The 21,832-nt window shown below is 65.2% G+C and carries 19 protein-coding genes; 5 read left to right on the plus strand and 14 right to left on the minus strand.

The genetic code is table 11. The features are described from left to right. Positions 1-9: 9 nt before the first annotated feature. Positions 10-1,146: a DNA replication/repair protein RecF gene (locus tag IPJ87_06890; protein ID MBK7941586.1), complete on the minus strand. Its 1,137-nt coding sequence runs from the start codon at positions 1,144-1,146 to the stop codon at positions 10-12. A gap of 53 nt (positions 1,147-1,199) precedes the next feature. On the opposite strand from IPJ87_06890, the gene IPJ87_06895 reads away from it, so the two are divergent. Continuing rightward, a complete protein-coding gene (locus IPJ87_06895) occupies positions 1,200-1,946 on the plus strand; it encodes a tetratricopeptide repeat protein (protein MBK7941587.1) in 747 nt (248 codons plus the stop codon). Positions 1,947-1,948: 2 nt separating this feature from the next. Further along, positions 1,949-2,446: a 6,7-dimethyl-8-ribityllumazine synthase gene (locus IPJ87_06900; protein ID MBK7941588.1), complete on the plus strand. Its 498-nt coding sequence runs from the start codon at positions 1,949-1,951 to the stop codon at positions 2,444-2,446. 16 nt (positions 2,447-2,462) lie between these two features. Here IPJ87_06900 and IPJ87_06905 read toward each other — a convergent pair whose 3' ends face one another. The 10 genes from IPJ87_06905 to ffh all read right to left on the minus strand — a co-directional run bounded on the left by IPJ87_06905 (position 2,463) and on the right by ffh (position 14,938). Further along, positions 2,463-5,942 (minus strand): PKD domain-containing protein, encoded by a 3,480-nt coding sequence (locus IPJ87_06905; protein ID MBK7941589.1) that lies wholly within the window; start codon positions 5,940-5,942, stop codon positions 2,463-2,465. Positions 5,943-5,980: 38 nt separating this feature from the next. Next, on the minus strand, positions 5,981-6,862 hold the full coding sequence (gene folD / locus IPJ87_06910) for a bifunctional methylenetetrahydrofolate dehydrogenase/methenyltetrahydrofolate cyclohydrolase FolD (protein MBK7941590.1): 882 nt from the start codon (positions 6,860-6,862) through the stop codon (positions 5,981-5,983). Between the two features lie 59 nt (positions 6,863-6,921). After that, complete coding sequence (locus tag IPJ87_06915) at positions 6,922-8,784, minus strand: hypothetical protein (GenBank protein ID MBK7941591.1); 1,863 nt, start codon at positions 8,782-8,784, stop codon at positions 6,922-6,924. A 33-nt stretch (positions 8,785-8,817) separates the two neighbouring features. Beyond that, the gene (locus IPJ87_06920) at positions 8,818-10,650 is read right to left on the minus strand and encodes a hypothetical protein (GenBank protein MBK7941592.1); all 1,833 of its coding nucleotides are present in this window, start codon (positions 10,648-10,650) and stop codon (positions 8,818-8,820) included. 200 nt (positions 10,651-10,850) lie between these two features. Next, positions 10,851-11,408, minus strand: coding sequence for a putative metal-dependent hydrolase (locus IPJ87_06925; GenBank protein MBK7941593.1), 558 nt, complete (start codon positions 11,406-11,408; stop codon positions 10,851-10,853). 14 nt (positions 11,409-11,422) lie between these two features. After that, a complete protein-coding gene (locus IPJ87_06930; protein ID MBK7941594.1) occupies positions 11,423-11,857 on the minus strand; it encodes a PIN domain-containing protein in 435 nt (144 codons plus the stop codon). 131 nt (positions 11,858-11,988) lie between these two features. Continuing rightward, the gene (locus IPJ87_06935; GenBank protein ID MBK7941595.1) at positions 11,989-12,255 is read right to left on the minus strand and encodes a hypothetical protein; all 267 of its coding nucleotides are present in this window, start codon (positions 12,253-12,255) and stop codon (positions 11,989-11,991) included. A gap of 58 nt (positions 12,256-12,313) precedes the next feature. Continuing rightward, a complete protein-coding gene (locus IPJ87_06940; protein ID MBK7941596.1) occupies positions 12,314-12,613 on the minus strand; it encodes a type II toxin-antitoxin system RelE/ParE family toxin in 300 nt (99 codons plus the stop codon). Further along, positions 12,610-12,843: a hypothetical protein gene (locus IPJ87_06945; protein ID MBK7941597.1), complete on the minus strand. Its 234-nt coding sequence runs from the start codon at positions 12,841-12,843 to the stop codon at positions 12,610-12,612. Before IPJ87_06945 ends, IPJ87_06940 begins: the two co-directional genes overlap by 4 nt. 754 nt (positions 12,844-13,597) lie before the next feature. Continuing rightward, positions 13,598-14,938 (minus strand): signal recognition particle protein, encoded by a 1,341-nt coding sequence (ffh, locus tag IPJ87_06950; protein ID MBK7941598.1) that lies wholly within the window; start codon positions 14,936-14,938, stop codon positions 13,598-13,600. A gap of 163 nt (positions 14,939-15,101) precedes the next feature. On the opposite strand from ffh, the gene IPJ87_06955 reads away from it, so the two are divergent. Then, entirely contained in the window at positions 15,102-15,551 is a 450-nt protein-coding gene (locus IPJ87_06955) for a nuclear transport factor 2 family protein (protein MBK7941599.1), read from the plus strand. Positions 15,552-16,120: 569 nt separating this feature from the next. On the opposite strand, the gene IPJ87_06960 is transcribed toward IPJ87_06955, so the two are convergent. Continuing rightward, complete coding sequence (locus IPJ87_06960) at positions 16,121-16,894, minus strand: CPBP family intramembrane metalloprotease (protein MBK7941600.1); 774 nt, start codon at positions 16,892-16,894, stop codon at positions 16,121-16,123. 123 nt (positions 16,895-17,017) lie between these two features. Then, a complete protein-coding gene (locus IPJ87_06965; GenBank protein ID MBK7941601.1) occupies positions 17,018-18,160 on the minus strand; it encodes a transglutaminase domain-containing protein in 1,143 nt (380 codons plus the stop codon). Between the two features lie 64 nt (positions 18,161-18,224). Here IPJ87_06965 and IPJ87_06970 point away from each other — a divergent pair, with 64 nt between their 5' ends. Then, complete coding sequence (locus tag IPJ87_06970; GenBank protein MBK7941602.1) at positions 18,225-18,770, plus strand: pyridoxamine 5'-phosphate oxidase family protein; 546 nt, start codon at positions 18,225-18,227, stop codon at positions 18,768-18,770. A gap of 31 nt (positions 18,771-18,801) precedes the next feature. Continuing rightward, on the plus strand, positions 18,802-19,572 hold the full coding sequence (locus IPJ87_06975; protein MBK7941603.1) for an alpha/beta fold hydrolase: 771 nt from the start codon (positions 18,802-18,804) through the stop codon (positions 19,570-19,572). Positions 19,573-19,609: 37 nt separating this feature from the next. Here the strand turns inward: IPJ87_06975 and IPJ87_06980 are convergent, their stop codons facing one another. Further along, positions 19,610-21,757, minus strand: coding sequence for a hypothetical protein (locus tag IPJ87_06980; GenBank protein MBK7941604.1), 2,148 nt, complete (start codon positions 21,755-21,757; stop codon positions 19,610-19,612). Positions 21,758-21,832: the final 75 nt, after the last annotated feature.

The raw sequence follows: 21,832 nt of genomic DNA on the forward strand, positions 1-21,832 counted from the left end.
CCGAGGGCGTCACCGAGCTTCCGCTCGTTCGACGGCCTCCATCCGGATGGTCTGCGCATGGTCGAGGTGGAAGAACCGCACGTCGTGCGGGAGGCCGTCGAGTGCCTGGTGCAGGCGCCCGGCATCGGTGTCGGTGATGAGGACCTGCCCGAAGCGCCCACCGCCAAGCAGGCGCAGCAGATGGCGCATGCGCTGGGGGTCGATCTTGTCGAAGATGTCGTCCAGCATAAGCACCGGTTTGCGGCCCGTGCGCGCGGTGGTGAGGTCGAACTGGGCCAGCTTCAGGGCGATCAGAAAGGTCTTCTGCTGGCCTTGGGAGCCGAAACGTTTCAGCGGCTGACCATCAAGGAGGAAGTGCAGATCGTCCTTGTGCACGCCGGTGGTGGTGTACTGCGCGCTGCGGTCGCGGTCCCAATGGGTGCGCAGCAGCGCATCCATGGGCTCGTCGTCCAAGGGCGATCGGTATTCGAGCCCGACGGTCTCCGGCCCCGAGCTGATGCCCTGGTAATGCTCCAACGCCAGCGGGGCGAGCTCGGCCAGGAAGGCGCGGCGACCTCGATGCACGGTGCCCGCATGCACGGACAACTGCTCGTCCCAGGGTTCCAAGGTGGCGGGCGAGCCCCCCCCCTGCTCGGCGAAGCGCTTCAGCAGCACGTTGCGGTGCTTGAGGGCGCGGTTGTACCGCATCAGGGCGTCGAGGTAGGCGCGATCGAACTGGGCGATGAGCCCGTCCACGAAGCGGCGGCGCACCTCGCTGCCCTCGAGGATGAGCTGGCCGTCGTAGGGGGTGATCATCACCGCCGGCCACCGCCCGATGTGGTCGCTGAGCCGCTCGTACTCCTTGCGGTCGCGCTTGAACACCTTCTTGTGCTCCCGGCGCACGCTGCAGGCCAGCTCCACGTCGCCATCGGGTTCGTCAAGTACGCCCTTCAGCAGGAACTGCTCCTCGCCATGGCGCACGGCGTGCACGTCGGTGGCGTCGAAATAGCTCTTGCACAGGGCCAGGTAGTGCACCGCATCGAGCAGGTTGGTCTTTCCCGTGCCGTTGGGACCCACGAAGCAGTTGATCTCCGGGCCGAGCTGCAGCTCCGCCTCGGCGTGGTTGCGGAACTGGAAGACGGCCAACCGTCGGAAACGGACCTTCATGAAGAGGCCCAAAGGTAGCTCCGGGCCGGCTGGACGGCACCGGCCGGGGTGTGATGCCCCACTTCCGTCGGGAACCTTATCTTCGCGCCGCTTTTGTCCGACCCATCAGGTCCACCAAGACCACGAAACCGGAGCAGGAACAGGCCGACATCGACCTGGGCCAGGCTTACTCCCGTGCGGAGCTTTTCCTGGAGAAGAACAAGCAGGCCGTCACCTACGGGGTGTTGGGGCTGCTGGTGGTGGTGGGCGGCCTGCTCGGCTATCGGAAGCTTTATGCCGAGCCGCGTGCCAAGGAAGCCAACGACCTGATCTGGAAGGCGCAGTACTACTTCGAGATCGATTCGCTGGACAAGGCCATCAACGGCGACGGCAACTACTTCGGGTTCCAGTACATCGCCGATGAGTATGGCAACACGCCGGCCGGCGACCTGGCCCGGTTCTACCTGGGCACCTGCTACCTGCAGAAGGGTGAGTACGAGACCGCCGTGTCCTACTACGAAGATGCCGATGTGGAGGATGTGGTGCTGAAGGCGATGGCCGCGGGCGGCATCGGCGATGCCTACGTGGAGCTGGGCCGGGAACAGGATGCGATGAAGCAGTTCGAGAAGGCCGCGTCCATCACCACGAACGACTTCACCACGCCGATGTACCTGATGAAGGCCGGTATCCTGTACCAACAGGCCGGTGACTGGAAGAAGGCCGCCAAGGCCTTCCGCCGGGTGGCGAACGACTTCCCCGCCAATCCGGACGCGAACACGGCCAAGAAGTACGCGGCCCGCGCCGAGGCCATGGCCGGCTGAGCATGGCCACCGCGCAGCATCACTTGAGCACCTACGACCCTGCCGGCGTCCCCACGGGCGCCGGTCGTCGTTTCGTGCTGGTGGTGAGCGAGTGGAACCGGGAGATCACCGAGGCCCTGCGGCAGGGTGCACGGCAGACCCTGCTCGTCCATGGAACCGATCCCGCGGAGGTGATCGAGCACTGGGTGCCCGGCAGCTACGAGCTAGCGCTGGCCTCGCAGCTGGCGATCGAGGCGCATACCCCCGATGCGGTGATCGCCATCGGCAGCATCGTGCGCGGCGAGACCCCGCATTTCGAGTATGTGTGCCAGGCCACCGCGCAGGGCATCATGGACGTGAACCTGCGCACCGGTGTGCCGGTGATCTTCTGCGTGCTGACGGACGACGACCTGCAGCAGGCACGCGACCGCAGCGGCGGTCGCCACGGCAACAAGGGCGTGGACGGAGCGGTGGCCGCCTTGAAGATGGCGGCACTTCGAAGCTCTCTTCAGGTCGGTTGATCCGCCATATGCCGGTCTACCGGACCACCAGGGGGCGCATCGCCCGTCCGGACGTGCCTGTCAGCACCACCGCGTAACGACCGACAGCCACCCCGGAAAGGTCGAGGCGCTCGGCGCGACCGTCAGTGAGGGTGCGGCGTTCGTCACGGATGCTGCGTCCGGATGGATCGACCACCTGCAACCGCATCTCCCCGGACCACGCGCCAGAAGGCTGCAACCAGACCTCGTCCTGGGTCGGATTGGGGAACACGGTGAAGGTCCACGATGCGTGTTCATCGACCCCGGCGAAGAGCTGGGCGGAGAGGTTGATGTTGTCGATGTACAGGTTGTTGCCCCAGTGGCCGCGGTCCTGGAAGGCCACGATCAGCTCGGGCTGTCCGTCGTACGCCGCGAGGCTGATGCTGTCCCTGCGCCATTGTGTGGCGCTGGGCACGAAGGGATCCTGCAGGGAGGGCGCCGTGGCCAGAGCATCCCCGCCTTCCAGGTACAGCAGGTCCCAGGTGAGGCCGCAATCGGTGCTGGCGAGCACACCGAGGGTGTCGCTGTACTGACCGCCGTACCGCGAATAGGCCACATCGAAGGCCACGTAGGTCCCCTGCGCCCCGGTGAGGTCGAGCTTGCCGGTCCACACCTCCTCGCTTGCGCCGCCCAGGTCCACGTCGTAGTTGTTGAACCACATGCTCCGGGCGCTGCCGCCGAAACCGCCGGCCTGGTCGGTGATGGCCCAGGCGGAGGTGGTCCCGGCCTCGGAACGGAAGGTCCAGTCCGGACGGAAGGCCCCGGATTCGAAGCCTTCGACGACCGGGGCGGTGGTGCCGCCGACACTGCCCACCACGGCCGTGCGGGTCCGGGTATCGCTCACGCCGTTCTCGGTCACGGTGAGGGTGACGTCGTAGGTCCCGGGCGCGGCGTACACGACCACGGGGTACTTGTCCGTGCTGGTGGCGGGGATGGCGCCTGGGAAGCTCCAGGCGTACGTGGCGCCCGGACCGGCCACGCTGTGGTCCACGAAGGGCACGCTGTCACCCGGGCAATAGAAGGTGCCGAAGGCGGCGGCGAAGTCGGCGATCAGAGCACTGGGCTCGAAGAGCGGGCGCTCCCACACGGCCAGGTTCCAGGTGGCCAGGCGCACCACGCCGCCCTTGTAGAAGGGCACGATGCGCAGGGGTTCGGTGCTTACCGGTAGCCCGTCGCCCCACGGGGCCCAATCGGGCATGGCGGTGTTGCGGTAGTACACGCTGCCGTTCAGCAGGGCCAGGTACACACCGCCATCGGTACCGAACTGTGCGGCCATGCCCCAGATGCGGCGGCCGTCCAGCGTGGACGTGGTGAGGTTCGTCCAGGTGGCACCACCGTCGGTGCTGCGGTACACCTTGTTGCCGTTGGACCCGTTGGTGTAGCCGATCCACAGCGTTTGGGCGTCTTCGCCGCTGAGCGTGAAGTAGAGCTCGCGTTGGTTCTGGGGCAGGGTGAGCTGGGCCCAGGAGGCCCCGCCATCGGCGCTTCGCCAAAGACGACTGGTGTTGCCGAGTTCCTGGTGGACGACGAAGACCTGCGGGTCGGCATAGCCCTGCTCGATCCAGAGCACCTGGTTGCCGGTGCTGGGACCGAACGCATGCACTTCCGCCCAGCTGCCGCCCGCGTTGTCACTCCGGTAGAGCTTGTTCTCGCGGCCCATCCAGGCCACATTGAAGTAGCGGTGGTCGAAGAGGATGCGGGAGCTGTTGTTGACGAAGTAGCTCTCGTTGGGCCACAAGGACACCCCGAAGGACTGGGGCGTGCCTGTGAGCGCGGTGGGCAGCACCCGTCCGCCGATGTCGCTGTGGTACACCTTGCGCTCGTTGCTGTAGTTGGCGTAGCCCGTGGCCGACTCGGCCCCGCCGATCGCCAGGAACTCCCCGTCGGGATAGCCTTCGTAGTGGCCCATGTTGCCGTTGTGGTAGCGGCCGCCCACGAGCACATCGTCGTTCCAGCCCTGATCGAAGCCCCAGAGGTTCCCGGCACGGATGCCGCGGCATCGGCTCTGGTGGGTCTCCATCAGGTCCGTGCTGTGGTGGATGCCACCATCGTTGCTCAGCCAGACCTCCTCGCTCGCCGGACCGGTGCGGTAGATGCGGATCTCCTGCATGTCCACATGCACGTCGGGCACATAGCCCACATAGCCCGCCTTGGCGAAGTAGGTGGCGCCACCGTCATCGCTCTGCCAGAGGCTCAGCCCGCCGATCAGCACCCGGTCCGCGTCCAGATGGCTGGCCACCAGCGTGGTGTTGTAGTGGATCTGGGTGTAGTCACCGTCGTCGCCCACGAAGTTCATCAGGTTCGGATGCTGCGCGGTGTAGGGCGCGCCCACCAGCCCGTGCGGATGGGTCCACGACGTGCCGCCGTCATCGCTGCGCCACAGGCCCACGAACCCGTTGGTGACGATGGATGCGCCCGGCTCCTGGTAGCCCACGAGCAGCGCGTAGATGCGCTGGGGATCGTCCTCGGACACGGTGAGCTTACCCCCCTCGATGGCATAGAGCCCCTCCTCCCCCGGCGGCGGGGTGAACCAGCCCTGGTCGTACAGGGTCCAGGTGGCTCCGTGATCGGTGCTGCGGTGGAAGCGCACGAGGTTGAGGGCCGGCTCGAAATGCAGGGTGTACCAGGTGGACGGGTCGAACGGCTTGTGCAGGATGGTCATGCACTCGTTCGGCAGCACTTCGTTCCAGGTGTCGCCGCCGTCGGTGCTGTGATAGAGGCCCAGGTTGCAGGCGGCGAGCACGGTCTGCGGGTCGCTCGGGTCGAAGGCGATCTCCCAGGCACTGATGTTCAGGGCGGTGAAGGCGGGCTGGCCGATCACGGCCCAGGTGCCGCCGCCGTCCACGCTGCGCCACAGCTCATCCGCCGCGCTCATCAGCACGAGGTCCGGGTCGGTGGGATGGATGCGCACGGCGCTCACCGCACCCACGAGCAGGTCGGGGCTCACATGGGTCCAGGTCTGACCCTGGTCCACGGTCTTGTACAGGCCGCCGGATTCGGTGCCGCAGAACAGGATGTCCGGATCGGAGAGGCTGCGATCGTGGCAGTACACGTTGGCCTGCTCGCTGAGCGGCACCAGGCTGCCATCGGCCTTGTAGTGCACCTCCGGGCCCACGAAGGACCATCCGGCGCCTTTGGCACCACCGCGCTCGGCCTGGATCCGTGCAGTGCGCTCGGCGCGTTCAACGGGTGACACATGCTCCACCCTTCCATCGGCGGCCAACTGCGCTTGTCCGGCGCTCACCCAACGTTTGAAGTACTGGGTGTGCACCGTCTTCTCGAAGGGATGCACGGCGTACCAGTCCTCATAGGCGGCCACCACGGCACGCATGTCAGCGCCAGGAGCGTACATCAGGCGGGCCCAAGCCGGCAGGTCCGGGTCATGGGTGCGCAGGGGTTTCAGATGACTTTGAGCGGCCAGCGGGCCGGTCAGCAGGGCGAAAACCAGCGGCAGGCCGCTGCGGAGGAAGGAGCGCATGGCCGAAGGTCGGTGCAGCGCACGATCCCGACAAGGGATCAGCAGGCCTTCAGCGTGTTCAGCAGCAGGCTGGTGATGGTCATGGGGCCCACTCCACCGGGCACCGGGGCGATCCACGAGCAGCGCGGCGCCACCGCTTCGAAGTCCACATCACCCACAAGGCGGAAGCCGTTCTTCCGGGTGGCGTCGGGGATGCGGTGGATGCCGACGTCCACCACGATGGCGCCCTCCTTCACCATGTCCGCCGTGACGAACTCGGGCTTGCCGATGGCGACGATGAGGATGTCGGCCTGACGGGTGATGGAGGCAAGGTCCTTGGTGCGGCTGTGGGCCAGGGTGACGGTGCAGTTGCCCGGATAAGCGTTGCGGCTCATGAGGATGCTCATGGGTGTGCCCACGATGTGGCTGCGGCCGATGACCACGCAATGGCGTCCTGCCGTCTCGATGTGGTAGTGGCGCAGGAGTTCCACGATCCCGCTCGGGGTGGCCGGCAGGAAGCCCGGCTGGCTCAGCACCATGCGGCCGAGGTTCTCCGGGTGGAAGCCGTCGACATCCTTGTCCGGGTCGATGGCCAGGGTCACCTTATCCGCGTCGATGTGGGCGGGAAGGGGCAGCTGCACGATGAAGCCATCGAGCTCCTTGTCTTTGTTGAGCTGCTTCACACGGTGGAGCAGGTCCTCCTCGGTGATGATCTCGGGCAGCGCGATGAGCGTGCTGCGGAATCCCACCTCCTCGCAGGCCTTCACCTTGCTCTCCACATAGGTGCGGCTGGCGCCATCCTGGCCCACCAGCACGGCGGCCAAGTGGGGTGGTCGACCTCGCCCCGCCTTGACGGCCGCGGCTTCTTCAGCGATGCGAGCGCGCAGGGCCTCGCTGCACCTGCGGCCGTCGAGCAACTGATAGGCCACCACCTCCGACATGCCACAAGGGTACGAGATCCGGGCTGTTCGCCGGAACGCGCGGGCCGGTCGGGGTGGCGCTATCGAAGCAGGCGCAGCGGCCGGGTCGGACCGTCACCGGCCTGGTGCACCCGCAGCACATAGGCCCCGGGGGCCAGGGCGGTGGCATCGAAGCGCCATCGGTCCGCACCGTTCGGCGTCGCCGGCAACCGCAGCACGCGGCCGCTGCCGTCCACCAGGTCCAGCGCCAGCACGGGCGCGCTGCCCGGAGGCAGCATCAGGTCCACCGGGCCGTCCGTCGGGTTCGGCACCAGCACGATATCCTGCTGACCGCGCAGGTCCACGGGCACCACCGCGCTCAGCGTGCTGCTGCCGTCCAGATCGGTCTGCCGCAGGCGGTAGTACAGCTGGGTCGGTGGCGCCGGGGAGTCGAGGGCCTCGTAGCTGAGCGTGGTCTGCGCGTCGCCCGCCCCGGCCACCTGGGCCACAGCGGTCCAGTCCTCCGATTCGGTGCTGCGTTCCACCGTGAAGCCGGCGTTGTTCTGTTCCGAAGCGGTGGCCCAGGTCAGGCGCACGCTCGCGGGGCCGGCGGGATCCGCGGTGAAGTGCACCAGCTCCACGGGCAGCGGGGTGCTGGAGAGGTTGGTGGTGCCCAGGGTGAACCGCCTGCCGTTCTGCAGGGCGCTCACGTTGCTGAACCGGTAGATACCGCCCCCCACGCTCGATGCACCGGTGATGGGGGTCTCGTCATTGAAGAGCCCGTCGCCGTCGGTATCGACGAGCAGCACCAGGTCGGCCGCGGTCACCGTGCCGAGCGCGCTGAGGTCGAAGCTCATGTCCACGCTGCCTACGTTCACCGCGCTGCCACTGGCGTCCACTTCGCTCACGCGCCACACGCGCTGCCAGCGGCCTTGCACACCCGTGGGCAGGTCGCCCACACCCCAGGTGCCGAGGGCACCGCCATCATGGCCCCACAGCATGAACTCGTTGTCCTGAAGTCCTGAATGGGCCGCCTTGTCGATGAGCACGATGCCACTGCCGCGTGCGGCCGTGTGCAGATCACCGCTGTTGGTGCGGCCGATGCCGGCCACATCATGGTCAAAGTTGCCGGCACCCGGGTTGTCCTGTGTGTAGAGGTCGCCCGTGCCTAGCGTGAGCCCATACTTGGCGGCCAGGTAGTTGGCCACCACGAGCCGTTGGGTGGCGTTCAGCGCGGTGTTGAAGACGATCACCTCGGCGATGTCGCCGTTCCATCCTTCGCTACCGGCCTGCATGCCCACGCACATGTCGGTCCATGAACGCAGGGTCCCGTCGGTGGCCACCGAGCCGGCCGCGTTGTTGTTGATGTACTGCTGGATCAGGCTGGCGCCGTAGTTGTTGTTGATGATGTAGAAGGTCCCGGCCGAGGTGTTCGTGGTCTGGGAGATCTCCAACAGGGTGCCGTCGGAACGGATACCACGCCCCCAAGGCCGGGTGTTGGAGGAACTCACCCACATGCCCAGGTTCTTCAACGCGGCAGAGCCTGCGAGCGCGTTGCCGGTCGCTGCGCCTTGCAGCAGGCCGGGATTGGGGGAAGGCAACGAGGTGAACCGGGTCACCACCCAGGCGGAGGCCTGGTTGCCAGCGGAGAGGCCGGTGGAGACGAGCCGATCGTTGTTGGCGGCGGTGTAGCGCACCACCGGAAGCCCGTTCAGGACAGCGGTGGCCAGGTTGGGCCGATTGGCCAGAACGGTCTCACCCGCATGCCGGCCATTGCCCGAACGGTCGTTCCACTGCCTGACGTTGTCCCCGTTGCTGGCGAGGGTGGTCCCGGCGTTGTTGTACACGCCGCGGTCGGCGCTCAACCAGAGCGGATTGGTGGCGCTTCCGCCCACGCCGCCCGGGCCGGTCTGGGCAGCGAGCAACGGCGCGGCGAGGAGAAGCGGCAGGGTCAGGGCGCGCATGGAAGGATGCGTTGGAACGATGGTGGGGTATGGTCAGCGCAGCAGGCGCAGCTGTCGGGTCGGTCCGTCACCGGCCTGGTGCACCCGCAGCACATAGGCCCCGGGGGCCAGTGCGGTGGCATCGAAGCGCCATCGGTCCGCACCGTTCGGCGTCACCGGCAACCGCAGCACGCGGCCGCTGCCGTCCACCAGGTCCAGCGCCAGCACGGGCGCGCTGCCCGGAGGCAGCATCAGGTCCACCGGACCGTCCGTCGGGTTCGGCACCAGCACGATATCCTGCTGACCGCGCAGGTCCACGGGCACCACCGCGCTCAGCGTGCTGCTGCCGTCCAGATCGGTCTGCCGCAGGCGGTAGTACAGCTGGGTCGGTGGCGCCGGGGAGTCGAGGGCCTCGTAGCTGAGCGTGGTCTGCGCATCGCCCGCTCCGGCCACCTGGGCCACCGCGGTCCAGTCCTCCGATTCGGTGCTGCGTTCCACCGTGAAGCCGGCGTTGTTCTGTTCCGAAGCGGTGGCCCAGGTCAGGCGCACGCTCGCTGGACCGGCGGGATCCGCGGTGAAGTGCACCAGTTCCACTGGCAAAGGCGTGTTGATGATGTTGGTGGTGCCCAGGGTGAACCGACGGTTGTTCTGCAGGGCGCTCACCCCGGCGAAGCGGTACATCCCGCCCCCATCACTGATGGCACCATTGATGGGTGTTTCATCGGCGAACAACCCATCGTTGTCGGTGTCCACCAGCAGCCTCAGGTGCGAAGCGGTCACGGCCCCCAGGCCGGTCAGGTCGAAGCTCAGGTCCACATCGCCCACGTTCACACCGCTGCCACTGGCGTCCACCTCGCTCACGCGCCAGACGCGCTGCCAACGGCCTTGCACACCCGTGGGCAGGTCGCCCACCCCCCAAGTGCCCAAAGCGCCGCCGTCGTGCCCCCACAGCAGGAACTCGTTATCCTGAAGGCCGCTGTGCGCTGCTTTGCTCATCAGCACCACGCCACTGCCCCGGCCCGCCGTGTGGAGGTCCGTGCTGTTGGTGCGACCGATCCCGGCGACGTCGTGGTCGTAGTTGCCCGCCCCGGCATCGTCCTCGTTGTAGATGTCGCCGGTGGTCAGGGTGCGAGCGTACTTGGCCGCCAGGTAGTTGTTCACGATCAACCGCTGGGTGGCGTTCAACCGGGCGTTGAAGGCGATCACTTCGGCGATGTCGCCGTTCACCTCCCGGCCGGTGGTGCTGCGCTCGCTGCCGATGAAGAGCGGGTGGTTGTTCGTTTGCGGGGTCTTGCTCTCGTTGTCCGTGATGATGCTGCCGGCGTTCTTGTACACATCCCGTCCGACGGAGGTGTTGTAGCTGTACTCGAACACATCGAAGCTGGTGGTGGTCACCTGCCCTCCGGCCGAGCTGGGGAAGGTGCGCGTGGCGTCGGTGTAGTAGGTCGGGGTGTGGATGTTGCCGTTCACGTAGCTCAGCATCTCATAGTTCTCCTGGGAGTCGTTCCCCTTCACCATCCAGGCGTTGTAGTCCTTCAGCAGATCGGCGGTCACCACGATGAAGAAGTGCCACGCCGTGAGGTCGATGCTGCTGTGGTCGCTCACCCACAGCTGGTCATCGCTGCCGTCGAAGTCCAGGGAGGGGTAGCCGTTCACCGAACCGGTGACGTAGGTGGGCGTGGCGGTGGGAATGGTGCCGGGCAGAACGGCGTGGTTGGTGTTGCCGCTCTGGTCGTTCCACTGGCTCACCGCGCCGCTGCTGTGGGTGACGCCGGCATCGGCCCGCAGCCACAGCACGTTGTTGGCGCTGGAACCCACCCCGCCGGGGCCGGTCTGCGCGCCCACGGAAAGAGTGACGAGGAGAAGGGGAATGCTGAGCACACGCATGGCGGGTCGTTGGCGCGCTTCGTACGTTCGTTCGACACACGGGGTTACCGCATGGACGAACGCTCTGGGCACCTCGACGAGCGCTCAACACCGCTACCAATGCAACACCTGCACGCCCGTCACCCTTGTGAACGAGGGGATCCGACCAGGTCCGGAACACGGACGTCCAACGCCTTTGGGCCAGCGGGCGACCCTCCCGTTCAGGCCGGTCGGACCGCTTGCACCGGAGAACGGGTGATGTGGGCCAGATGATGGGCGCAGTGCCAGGCATAGAGCTCCAGTGCCTCCGCCAGGCTGATCTCGCGCTGCTGCTCGGGATGGATGAAGCTCCGGTCCCACTCCGCATCGAACATGGCCCGCATCACCACGGCCCAACGGGCATGTGAACCGCGGATGATGGCCAGCGAGGGCTCAAGGGGCATGGTGCGGGCATCCTCCTGTTCGGCCCAGAGCGCCTCGAGGTACGGCTTGATGGTCGGGCGTTCCTCGGTCAAGGCCAGCTTGAACCGGTGCAGGCTCTGGCCGTGGCTGTCGGCGATGTGGTGCACGAGCTGGCGGACGGTCCATCCGCCAGGACGGTAGGGCGTGTCCAGGTCCGCATCGGACCGGCCATCCAGCGCGGCCTCCAGGTCAGCCGGGAACCGCTCGATGCGGGCGATCAGTTCTTTTCGGCGTTCTGACGTGGAGGCCTTGGTGCCGCGTACGGACCGACCGATGGGGTACTTGAGCGGTTCGAGCGGATCGGTGGGACCTGACATGGGGCAAAGGTGCGCTACTTCCGCACCACCACATGCTTCAGCAGGAAGTCCTCCGGGGACAGGACCTCGATCCCGGCAAAGGCCCAGTCCCGGCGGTCGTTGGTCACGATGCACGAGCATCCGGCATCCAGGGCCGAGAAGTACTGGAAGCCATCCTCGATATCCGTGATGCGTGCATCAGCTAAGGCGCGCTCCACAGACGTGGGTCCCATGGTGGTGACCTCCAGTTTATCCGCCAGCAGCGCGATCTTCTTCCGCGCCAGCTTCTTCCCATTCTTCTTCTCGGCGAAGTAGGCCCCGATGGCCAGGCATAGCGGCGATGTGTACACGGCGAAGCGCCTGTCGTCGGCCAGGCTCAGCACGCGGGCACAGGCGCCGAAGCGCGGGTACTCGTTGCAGAGCACGGTGACGAGCACGTTGGCGTCGAGGAAGATGCGCTTGGGGGGCATCGCTCAAGGAAAAATGCGGCGCACACGGAGGCACGGAGACACGGAGCGCGCTCCTCTCCTTGGGAGAGGGGTTGGGGCGAGGGCGCATTCCCTCCGTGTCTCCGTGCCTCCGTATGAGACCAACACCATGCTCAGCGTGACCGGCGACGGCTCGCCAGGTAATCCTTCTTCACATCCCTATCCGCCGCGTTCTTGCGCACGTAGGTCGCTTCGCCCTCGGCCACCTGGCTCACCCAATCGCTTACGGGTAGTTCATCCAGGCTGCGGTAGCGCTTGTCGGTCACCTTGCTCAGCATGAACTCGATGAGCCGCGAGAGGCTGATGTTGTTCGCCTCGGCGAAGGCCTTGGCCCGATCGGCCACGCCCGCATCGAAGCTGAGGGTGAGTTTGGTGTCCATGACCATGCTGTTTACACGGCAAACATAGCACATTTGTACGTACAAACAAGGGTGCCGTTCAACCGCGCATCCTCTTCGGATCCTGCCGAGCATCGAAGATGTCCGTGATCCGGATCCACTCCCCATCGATCCGGTAGATGATCTTGAAGTTGCCGACCACAAGCCTGCGGTACTCGAACCGCATCCCTTCCATCAACGGCTCGATCTGCCCGGCACGCGGGTACTTGATCAAGCGCTCTGCTTCCTTGAAGATCTTCGACACAAGCTCCTCGCGTTTCTGCAAGCTCATGCCTTCGCAGGTCACATCCAGCGACTCTTCCAGGTTCTGGATGGCCTCGATCGCGTAGTCCAGCTTCACGCCCGCTTGCGGATGTGGGCTTTCACGCGAGCGACAGCCTGCTCATGCGTGAGCGTGCGACCGGCCGCGATGTCCTCCTCGCCACGAAGTGTGCGCTCGGTCATCAATGCGCGCAAGCTGTCCTTCTTGGTGGACTTTTCCATCAATCTGCTCACCAGTTGCAGCAGGCTCTCGTCCCCTTCCTTCTGGATCAGTTCGATCAAGCGGCTCTTCAATTGCACGGCGGTCATGGGCGGGCTGTTGTGAAGCAAAGCTACAGTGGAGAGCGGCCTACCTTCTCATCCAAGATCCGCGATCATCGCCTATCATCGTCTTGTCCCCCATCATCCGTGATCTTCCGCGTCTCCTCGAAGGGCGATCAGCTTGTTCACTTCCTCACATCGGTTCAGTTATCATTCTCATTCCCAACGCGGCAGCCCAGGCATGACTAGGCTGTGATCGTTCTCCTGCGGAGATGGATCAAGCCTCCATAGGCGCACTACAAACGCTCGCAGATAACCTGCGCCACCAACGCATTCGTAACCCAGGACCTTGGCTCTGCCTGGACGGTCGATCTCCAACCAACAGGCACCCCCATCCTTGCAATCCCCGCATCCGATCGATTCATTGGGATCTCCAAGATCCATCGTATCCAATTCTGCTAAAAGCGCGCTCATGATCTGAGGCTCGATTCGCGCCCATATGGTCTGCTGGGGCTTTTCTGCGTTCTCCAAGGGCCCAGCCTTTCGCACACCCACAATTCCCCATTCGTGCAGGGTGAATTCATGCCAACAGTATCCGGAACATTCGCCGAACGAACTACCGAACACGATCCCGATAGGCGCAGGTATGGGCATGGTATCACGAATCGACCAAGCGGGCCCAACTCCGCCCTCGATCCGTTTATCCAGCGGGTCAGCTTGTTCCTGTGAGCACGCGGCCAAGCACACCACAATTGCTCCGACCATGAACCGCGCTGCGCTCATTGTCTGATCTTCTGATTCCCTACCTCCTCATCCCCTGCATTTGCTGCATCTGCTGCATCATCGCCTTCATCTTCGTCTTGTCGCCCATCATCTTCATCATCTTCCGCATGTCCTCGAACTGCTTCATCAGCTTGTTCACCTCCTCGATGCCACGACCGCTGCCCTTGGCCAAGCGCGCGCGACGACTGCCGTTGATCACCGACGGGTTCTTGCGCTCCTCCGGCGTCATGCTCTTGATGATCGCCTCGATGCCTTTGAAGGCATCGTCAGGAATGTCGACGTTCTTCAGCGCCTTGCCCACGCCGGGGATCATGCCCATGAGGTCCTTCATGTTCCCCATCTTCTTGATCTGCCCGATCTGCTCCAGGAAGTCGTCGAAGCCGAACTGATCCTTCGCGATCTTCTTGCTGAGCTCGCGGGCCTGCTTCTCGTCGAATTGCTCCTGCGCCTTCTCCACCAGCGAGACCACGTCGCCCATGCCCAGGATGCGGCCGGCCATGCGGTCGGGGTGGAACTCGTCCAGCGCCTCCATCTTCTCGCCGGTGCCGATGAACTTGATCGGCTTGTCGACCACGCTGCGGATGCTGAGGGCCGCACCGCCGCGGGCATCGCCATCGAGCTTGGTGAGCACCACACCGTCGATGTTGAGGCGGTCGTTGAAGGCCTTCGCGGTGTTCACGGCGTCCTGGCCGGTCATCGCGTCCACCACGAACAGCGTCTCCTGCGGCTGGATGGCCTTCTTCACCCGGGTGATCTCGTCCATCATGGCCTCGTCCACCGCCAGCCGACCGGCGGTGTCCACGATCACGGCGGTGAAGCCGTGCTGCTTGGCGTAGGCGATGGCGTTCTGCGCGATGGCCACCGGGTCGTTGTTGGCCCGTTCGCTGTACACGGCGATGTCGAGCTGCTTGCCCAGGGTCTCCAGCTGGTCGATGGCCGCAGGGCGGTACACGTCGCAGGCCACCAACAGCGGGCGCTTGCCCTTCTTGCGGATGTGGTTGGCCAGCTTGCCGCTGAAGGTGGTCTTGCCGGAGCCTTGCAGGCCGCTCATGAGCACCACCGTGGGGTTGCCGCCCATGTTCATGCCGGCGCTCTGCCCGCCCATCAGCTCGGCCAGCTCGTCGTGCGTGATCTTGGTGAGCAACTGGCCGGGACTCACCGCGGTAAGCACGTTCTGGCCCAATGCCTTGGCCTTCACGCGGTCGGTGAAGTCCTTGGCGGTCTTGTAGTTCACGTCGGCGTCGAGCAGCGCCCGGCGGATCTCCTTCACGGTCTCCGCCACGTTGATCTCGCTGATCTGGCCCTGGCCCTTAAGGACCTTGAACGCTCTTTCGAGCTTGTCACTGAGGTTCTCGAACATCCCGCTTTCGCTTGAGGGGCACGAAGTTAGGCAGGCGCGGGGGTTGGGCGACCCTGGGTGGATGAGCAGGAACCGGGCTGGAATGGCTCATCGTAGAGCAAGCGCGTTCGATCGGCGGGGAAGAGCGGGGTGGTACACGATGAAGCGCACTTCCTTTATGGCCATGATCCGTCCCGCCTCATGCCTGTTGGTCAGCGGGGTGTGCACCGCGGCCATCCCCCAGGTCACTCCTCCGCACGCCCTTATCTCCGGCCTCGACAGCGCCCTCTTCGCCGCCTTCAACGCCCACGATGCCGCCTCGCTGGGCACTTGGTTCACATCCGACCTGGAGTTCTACCACGACAAGACCGGCCTGGCAGGCTACGACAGCACCATGGCGGGCTTCGTGCGCCTGTTCACCCAGCCCGCCACCGCCGACATGCGCCGCGAGCTCGTGCCAGGCACCCTGGACGTATACCCGCTCGGCGACTTCGGCCTGCTGGAGATCTGCCAACACCGCTTCTGCCACACGGAGAACGGCAAGGAGGAGTGCGGGACCTTCAAGAACATCATGATCTGGCGTCAGGAAGGCACAAGCTACAAGGTGAGCCGCGTGATCAGCTACGATCACTGACGGGGAAGCAGCGATCGACCGGTGTTACCTTTCTTCACAACGAACGACTGTTATGCAGATCCACCGTCATGAGCCCGCTCCACTCCCTCACCCTGGTCGCGGTCACCCTTCTCCGGTCCTTGGCCGCGCCTGAGCCTCCGCGCCCGGCACCTGTCATCCAGACCGGGACCTATGGTGTGTGCGGTTGCACCGATGGCACGTCCGGACCTTCAAGCATCACCCTGACGATCGATCAGGATGGCCACTTCCACTTCGTCGACCGATCCGACCCAGCGCTTCCGGTGGACCAGCGTGGTCAATGGCGGCAGGATGGTCGTAAGCTCGTGCTGATCGCTGACGACGCTGAACGAAGGTCATGGACCCTGGACAGGGAGCATCCCTGCCTGCGTACCCGGAACGGACTGCGATCCACGCGGCTTTGCGCCCTAGGCTCCTGTCGCTGAACGTGTCGGGCAGACCGACGATCGGCCCGGTCGAACCCGTTGTGCAGGATCGCCGTTCACGAACGGTCACTGGCGCGACCTCGGGGCCCATCTGATGAACCTCATCCTCGGTCGCCTCCACCTGTCTCAGAAGTTCTGCAGGCCCCACACGTTCATCCCGTGCACCAACGTGGCCGGTAGCAGGCTCTTCGTGCGGTGCGTGATGTAGCCCCACATGAGCCCCAGGGGAATGATGCGCACCGCCCCCATCAGGGCTTCGTACAGGTCGCCGCCCTTCGCGTACCAGTTGGGCGAATGGAGGAAGGCCCAGACCAGTGTAGCGAAGAGCCAAGCCAGGGGCGGGTTCCGTAAATAGGCACCGACGCGTGTCTGCAGCGCCATGCGCACGAATTCCTCGGAAAGGCCGGCGGTGATGAATCCAGTGACCAGGGCACCGAGCACGCCTTCGGAGGCCAGCAGCGTGCCCACCGTGAAGTCGTCCGGATCGGCCAGATAAGCCGCCCCTGCGGTGATCAGCAGCACCGGGAGGAACACCCAGCACATCGAGTTGAACCGCAGCCCCAGCTCCCTGGGCTTGTACTTCCACAGCAGCAGCACCAGCGGCAGGGCGATCGGAAAGATGATGGCCATGGCAGGGAGGGAGGCGATCTTCCATGCCACCGGAAGCTTGTTGATGGGGAACAACACGAAGAGCACCACGGCCAGCACCAATGCAAGCAGTTCGATGCCGACCACGAACGCCGCCTCACGCCCGGGTCTGCGCACGGGAAACTCCATGACCGTGGGGAACCAGCCGGCGAAGAGGTCCACCACGAACACACAGGCGAGCATGGCACCCAAATAGACCATGGCCTTGGGCACTTCATTGTGACGCACTGCGAGGTGCAGCACACCTGCCACGCACAAGAGGATGGCAAGTGCCGTCCAAGGATGCCTGCGTACGGCACTCCACTGCATTCGGAAAATGGAGGTCGCGATCGTCATGTTCGAAAGATGGCCCGGAGCGACGGTATTTGAAAGGGTTCAGGGAGCAGCCCAGAACCGCGCGGTATCGTTGGTGCGGTGGGTGATGACCGTATGGCCCTGCTCCACGGTCCGGGTGAGCACATCGGGCTTCTGCGTGTGGTGGTGCAAGGGCAAGAGCTCCACGTAGGCCACCCGCTTGCCCGCGCCGCGCGTCTCGGTGTCGTAACAGCTGTGTGCGGGGCACTCGAACCGGTACAGGTTCTTGGCCATGTAGCTGTGCAGGTAGTCCTCGCGGACGGTGCTCTGGCGGTGGTTCCAATTGGCATCGGGGTTCAGGATCAGGGGGCGCCCATCGATCAGCCGTTCGCGCACCTCCCACGGACCCAGCATCACGCCGTGCTCATCCATCACGTACGCATCGTGGGTGGGGTCGAGCCACACCCACTTCCGCAGGTCGTTGCTCCACACCATGTTGATCACGTGGCATTCGGTGTCGGTGCTGTCGTGGGGCAGGCAGGTGAGGAAGCGCGACTTGAAGCCGAGCGCCAGGTAGCACTCGTTGAGCACGGTGGACAGCCCGCGGCAGTTGAGCCCGCGGTGATCGCGCTTGCACTCGGCCACCATGCTCAGCGCGTTCTTCACCACGGGATTTTCGTGCTGGCCGTCGTGCGGCACCAGGTCGTGAAGCCAGTGCATCACCTCCAGCATGCGCGACAGCTCGTTGCCCTGCCCGGCGATGCTGTCGAGCTTGAACGCTTCGCGCAGGGCCATCAGCTCCGGGGCGTCCATAGGCTGGAACGTGAACGCAGGCGTGGTGCGCGTGTCGGCGGGATCGAACCGCGCCGCCTTCCTCAGGATCTCGAGGTAGCTGGGGCTGTACTGCACGCGGGTCCACGCCCTCTGCCTGCCCACCTGGATGATGAAGTCCTGGGCTTTGGCGCTATCGACGACCAGGGTGATGCTGTCGCGGTCGGTGCGGAAGGTGATGCGCGCACCATGCTGCTCCGTGTAGTACGGATCGGGCTTCGCGTCGGGCATGATGGTCCAGAAGCCCTTGTGCTCCACCCCGTTCTCGATCACATCCACGGTCATGCTGTCCGCCTTGATCACGGGCAGCCCCTTGGGCTGGGCGAAGCCGGCAAGCGCGGTGGTGAAGGCGAAGGACAGGATCGCTGCGCGGGAGGTCGGGTGAAGGCTCATGCGGTAAAGATGCCCAACTCCGCGATCCGTGGCGCTGAGGGTTGGCAGCCGGTTACCTTCGGCCATGGCCAAGTTCCTTCCGGCGCTGGATGAACGGCTCACCACCTTCATCCAACAGCAGCGCATCTTCTTCACCGGTACCGCGCCGGGCAACGGACGGATGAACGTTTCGCCCAAGGGCCTCGACACCTTCCGCATCCTCTCCCCCACCCGCGTGGGATACCTGGACCTTACCGGCAGCGGCAACGAAACGGCCGCGCACCTGCTCGAGAACGGGCGCATCACCTTCCTGTTCTGCGCGTTCGACGGACCACCCATGATCGTGCGCCTTTACGGCGTGGGGCGTTCCGTGCAGCCGCAACATGAGGAATGGCACGCGCTCCGACCCTCCTTCGGTCCTGAACTGCATGGCGAGCGCCAGCTGATCATCACGGAGCTCGAAAGCGTGCAGACCTCGTGCGGGTTCGGCATTCCGCGCTACGGCTTCCAAGAGGACCGGTCGCAGCTCACGGACTGGGCGGCGCACAAGGGACCGGAAGGCCTGGCCGCATACCGGCGCGAGAAGAACAGCACGAGCATCGATGGTGCGCCGACGGGTTGGGGCGGGTAGGCGGGCCACGGCGATCCGCTGACGATGGACCATGGCTCCGTTCCTCAAGCACCGGCTGTTCCACCGCTTCATCGCGAGCTCGATGAGCGTTTCCGTGTTCTGCCTCTCCGTCCGGTCCGCGGGCCAGGTGAAGCTGGACACCCTGACCTGGACGGACACCCTGCGGCATCGACAGGTGCCGGTGGCGATCTACCGGAATGACCTGCCCACGGAGGGTACGCCGGTGATCCTCTTCAGCCACGGCTACAACGAGAACCGCCCCGGTGCCTACCTGCACTACAGCCATCTGGCCGAAGCGCTCGCCAGTGCCGGTTGGTCCGTGGTGAGCGTGCAACACGAACTGCCCACCGATGAGCCGCTGCCCTTGGCAGGATCGGCCCAGGTGGTGCGCCGCCCGAGCTGGGAGCGCGGAGTGATCAACCTGCTCTTCGTATCGGACCGTTTGCGCGTGGAACGTCCCATGCTCGACCTCACCCGGGTGACCGTGATGGGCCACAGCCAAGGCGGCGACATCAGCATGCTCTTCGCGCACCTCCATCCCGATCGGATGGAACGGGTGATCTCGCTCGACAACCGTCGCATGCCGCTGCCTCGCACCCGCATGCTTCGGGTGGGCACCATCCGCAGCAGCGATGGATCTGCCGATGAGGGTGTACTGCCCACTCCGGAGGAAGCCGAGGACCTCCACATACGCGTGATCTCATCCAGCATCCCCCACAACAACATGGGCGAAGAAGGGACACCCGAACAACGCAGGGAGCTCGTGGAGCTCGTGTGGAGGCTGATCGAGAACAAGCCATGACCGCAAGGCCGGTCATGGGGTTCGGTGCGACCGTCGGTCAGTTCTTCACGAACCTCCACGTCCGTTCCGCTCCATCCATCCATGTCCGGAGCAGATAGAGACCTGGGCTCAGGGCACCTAGATCGAGACCCTCCGACCACATCGGTGTGGAGTCCAGCCACACACACCGACCGGCGGCGTCCATGACCTCCGCTGGTGCGGAGCTGGTCGGCCGGGGCATGATGCGCAATCGGTCCCCGACCGGTACCGGGAACACCTGATACCCGGGACCGGGCGCGTGGGCCGAGGCATCCGTCGGCAGCACGCAGAGCGTGTCCGAGTAGACCGGAACGCCGCACTCATGGCAGAATACCCAATAGCATCCCGGAGCGGCATCCGGCAGGGTCGTCTGTCCGAAATACTGGTTCAACGGGCCACCGGACGAGTACCACGACAGGTTCAGGCAACCCGTGTCCAAGACCAGATCGTTGCCGACTTGCGTGATCACGGGCGGAACGGTGGGCAGGGTGACCAGGTTGAAGGTATCCGTGCGCATCAGGCATCCGTTCGGGTCATTGTAGCCCGCCCAGAAAGGCATTGGAAAGAAGTTGGTGCTGAGGTGGTCGTAGTAGTAGGTCAGGGGATGCCCCATGATCATGCCGCCACCGATGTACCATTGGGCGTTCACAGGGGGGACGAGCTCCAAATGAACGAGCTGGTTGCAGTACACGGTATCGTTCGTATTGGCGATGAGCGCTGAAGGTGGCCGCACCCCGGCCTCGATCCACGCACAATTGGTCCAGGCCAGCCCATTGCTGTCCACGGCCGTGAGCCGGATGGCGAAGCTTGAATCCGCCACCATGCTCAACGTGGAGGTGGTCGCACCGGTCGACCACAAGTGGCTCGTGAGCAGCGGATCGCCGACGAGGTCGAGCACCGCGCCGTAGCAGACCGCAGGTGCCCCGGTATGAATGTCCGGGAAGAACCCTTCGAAGCCCGACAGGACCGGGTACCAGGGCGTTGGTGGCACACGCGGTCCGAGTTCGATCCGCAGCGTGTCCGCTCCTCCGGGTCCGCTGGCCAGCAGGGTCACCACGTGCAGACCCGCCGTGTCGAAGTCTACGACGAGCTCGGCGCCCACGATGTACCAACCCGCGCCGTCCACGTCCCATTGCAGCACATCGGCCCCGACGGATGTGCTGGTGAAGGTGACCCGGCCGGTGCATTCGGAGCTGTCGATCGCGCAGCTCGCCACCGGGGCGGCACCGGACGGACCGGCACCGCACCCATAGCCCTCCAGGAGCGCCGCCCGCACCGCGATAAGCACATCCCGCATGCGGTCCACCTGCCCCTGGGAGAACGAGAGCGGACAGGTGGTGTAGTCCATATAGTTGGGCAGCTCGGGCACGTCCCCGGTGAACGGGCTCAGTCCGGTGGTGTCCTGCGTCTCCGTGGTGCATCCGGGATCCCCGCAGCTGAACCAGTTGCTCCAGTCCGGCGGTGTGTCGCAGATGCGGTCACCGTTCAGTTGGCAGTTCAGGTTCAAGCACAGGCCTTGGAACGTATGGAAGAGCCCGAGATAGTGCCCCAGCTCATGCACCAGCAGCGCGTTGTTCAGCAGGTGCCGCGCTTCCATCACGATGCCATCGACCGCGGTGCCCATGTCCGAGGGGAAGCTGGAATAGCCGTCGATACCGGGGTCCGTCACACTGTCCACGAGCCACAGGTTCAAGTAGCGCAAGGGGTCCCATCGCACCGTGGCTTTCACATCCAGCTGATCGAAGCTGGAATGCACGGTGCGTGGGCTCTCCTGGCGGGTGATGCCGGTCGTTGGAAGGCCGAAGGGATCCACCGTCGCCAGGCAGAGCTGGATGTCGCTCACGTGACCCGTGGCATCGTCGTACGGCGTCGCGTTCTGCAGCCGGGCGTTCGCCTGCTCCAGTGCGAGCTGGACCACGCTGTCCGCCACGTTCTCCGGCCCGTTCCGGTGGATCACGTGAACGACCACCGGTAGCGTGAGCAGGTCGTTGCGGTCCCTGCCGGGAGCCCGATCGATCAAGCGACGGTAGAGGGCGTCCTCGGCGGCCTGGCGCTCGGGCGTCAGGGCGTGCTCACGCAGTACATCGGCGCCGCAGAATGGCACCTGGGCCCGCACGGTCGGACACATCAGCGCGATGGTGATCAACAAGAGGGATCGCGGCCGCATGGTCAGGGGATCTGTCCCAAGGACGTTGCCGACCGGACCAGCGGTGCCCGGGACGGTGGTCCTGGGACGAACCGC

Source organism: Flavobacteriales bacterium, assembly GCA_016713875.1.
GTDB lineage: Bacteria > Bacteroidota > Bacteroidia > Flavobacteriales_F > PHOS-HE28 > PHOS-HE28.

Coding starts and splice junctions, on each gene's coding strand:
- IPJ87_06890 (MBK7941586.1), bottom strand. CDS start 1,146: ATGAAGGTCCGTTTCCGACGGTTGGCCGTCTTCCAGTTCCGCAACCAC.
- IPJ87_06895 (MBK7941587.1), top strand. CDS start 1,200: ATGCCCCACTTCCGTCGGGAACCTTATCTTCGCGCCGCTTTTGTCCGA.
- IPJ87_06900 (MBK7941588.1), top strand. CDS start 1,949: ATGGCCACCGCGCAGCATCACTTGAGCACCTACGACCCTGCCGGCGTC.
- IPJ87_06905 (MBK7941589.1), bottom strand. CDS start 5,942: ATGCGCTCCTTCCTCCGCAGCGGCCTGCCGCTGGTTTTCGCCCTGCTG.
- folD (MBK7941590.1), bottom strand. CDS start 6,862: ATGTCGGAGGTGGTGGCCTATCAGTTGCTCGACGGCCGCAGGTGCAGC.
- IPJ87_06915 (MBK7941591.1), bottom strand. CDS start 8,784: ATGCGCGCCCTGACCCTGCCGCTTCTCCTCGCCGCGCCGTTGCTCGCT.
- IPJ87_06920 (MBK7941592.1), bottom strand. CDS start 10,650: ATGCGTGTGCTCAGCATTCCCCTTCTCCTCGTCACTCTTTCCGTGGGC.
- IPJ87_06925 (MBK7941593.1), bottom strand. CDS start 11,408: ATGTCAGGTCCCACCGATCCGCTCGAACCGCTCAAGTACCCCATCGGT.
- IPJ87_06930 (MBK7941594.1), bottom strand. CDS start 11,857: ATGCCCCCCAAGCGCATCTTCCTCGACGCCAACGTGCTCGTCACCGTG.
- IPJ87_06935 (MBK7941595.1), bottom strand. CDS start 12,255: ATGGACACCAAACTCACCCTCAGCTTCGATGCGGGCGTGGCCGATCGG.
- IPJ87_06945 (MBK7941597.1), bottom strand. CDS start 12,843: ATGACCGCCGTGCAATTGAAGAGCCGCTTGATCGAACTGATCCAGAAG.
- ffh (MBK7941598.1), bottom strand. CDS start 14,938: ATGTTCGAGAACCTCAGTGACAAGCTCGAAAGAGCGTTCAAGGTCCTT.
- IPJ87_06955 (MBK7941599.1), top strand. CDS start 15,102: ATGATCCGTCCCGCCTCATGCCTGTTGGTCAGCGGGGTGTGCACCGCG.
- IPJ87_06965 (MBK7941601.1), bottom strand. CDS start 18,160: ATGAGCCTTCACCCGACCTCCCGCGCAGCGATCCTGTCCTTCGCCTTC.
- IPJ87_06970 (MBK7941602.1), top strand. CDS start 18,225: ATGGCCAAGTTCCTTCCGGCGCTGGATGAACGGCTCACCACCTTCATC.
- IPJ87_06975 (MBK7941603.1), top strand. CDS start 18,802: ATGGCTCCGTTCCTCAAGCACCGGCTGTTCCACCGCTTCATCGCGAGC.
- IPJ87_06980 (MBK7941604.1), bottom strand. CDS start 21,757: ATGCGGCCGCGATCCCTCTTGTTGATCACCATCGCGCTGATGTGTCCG.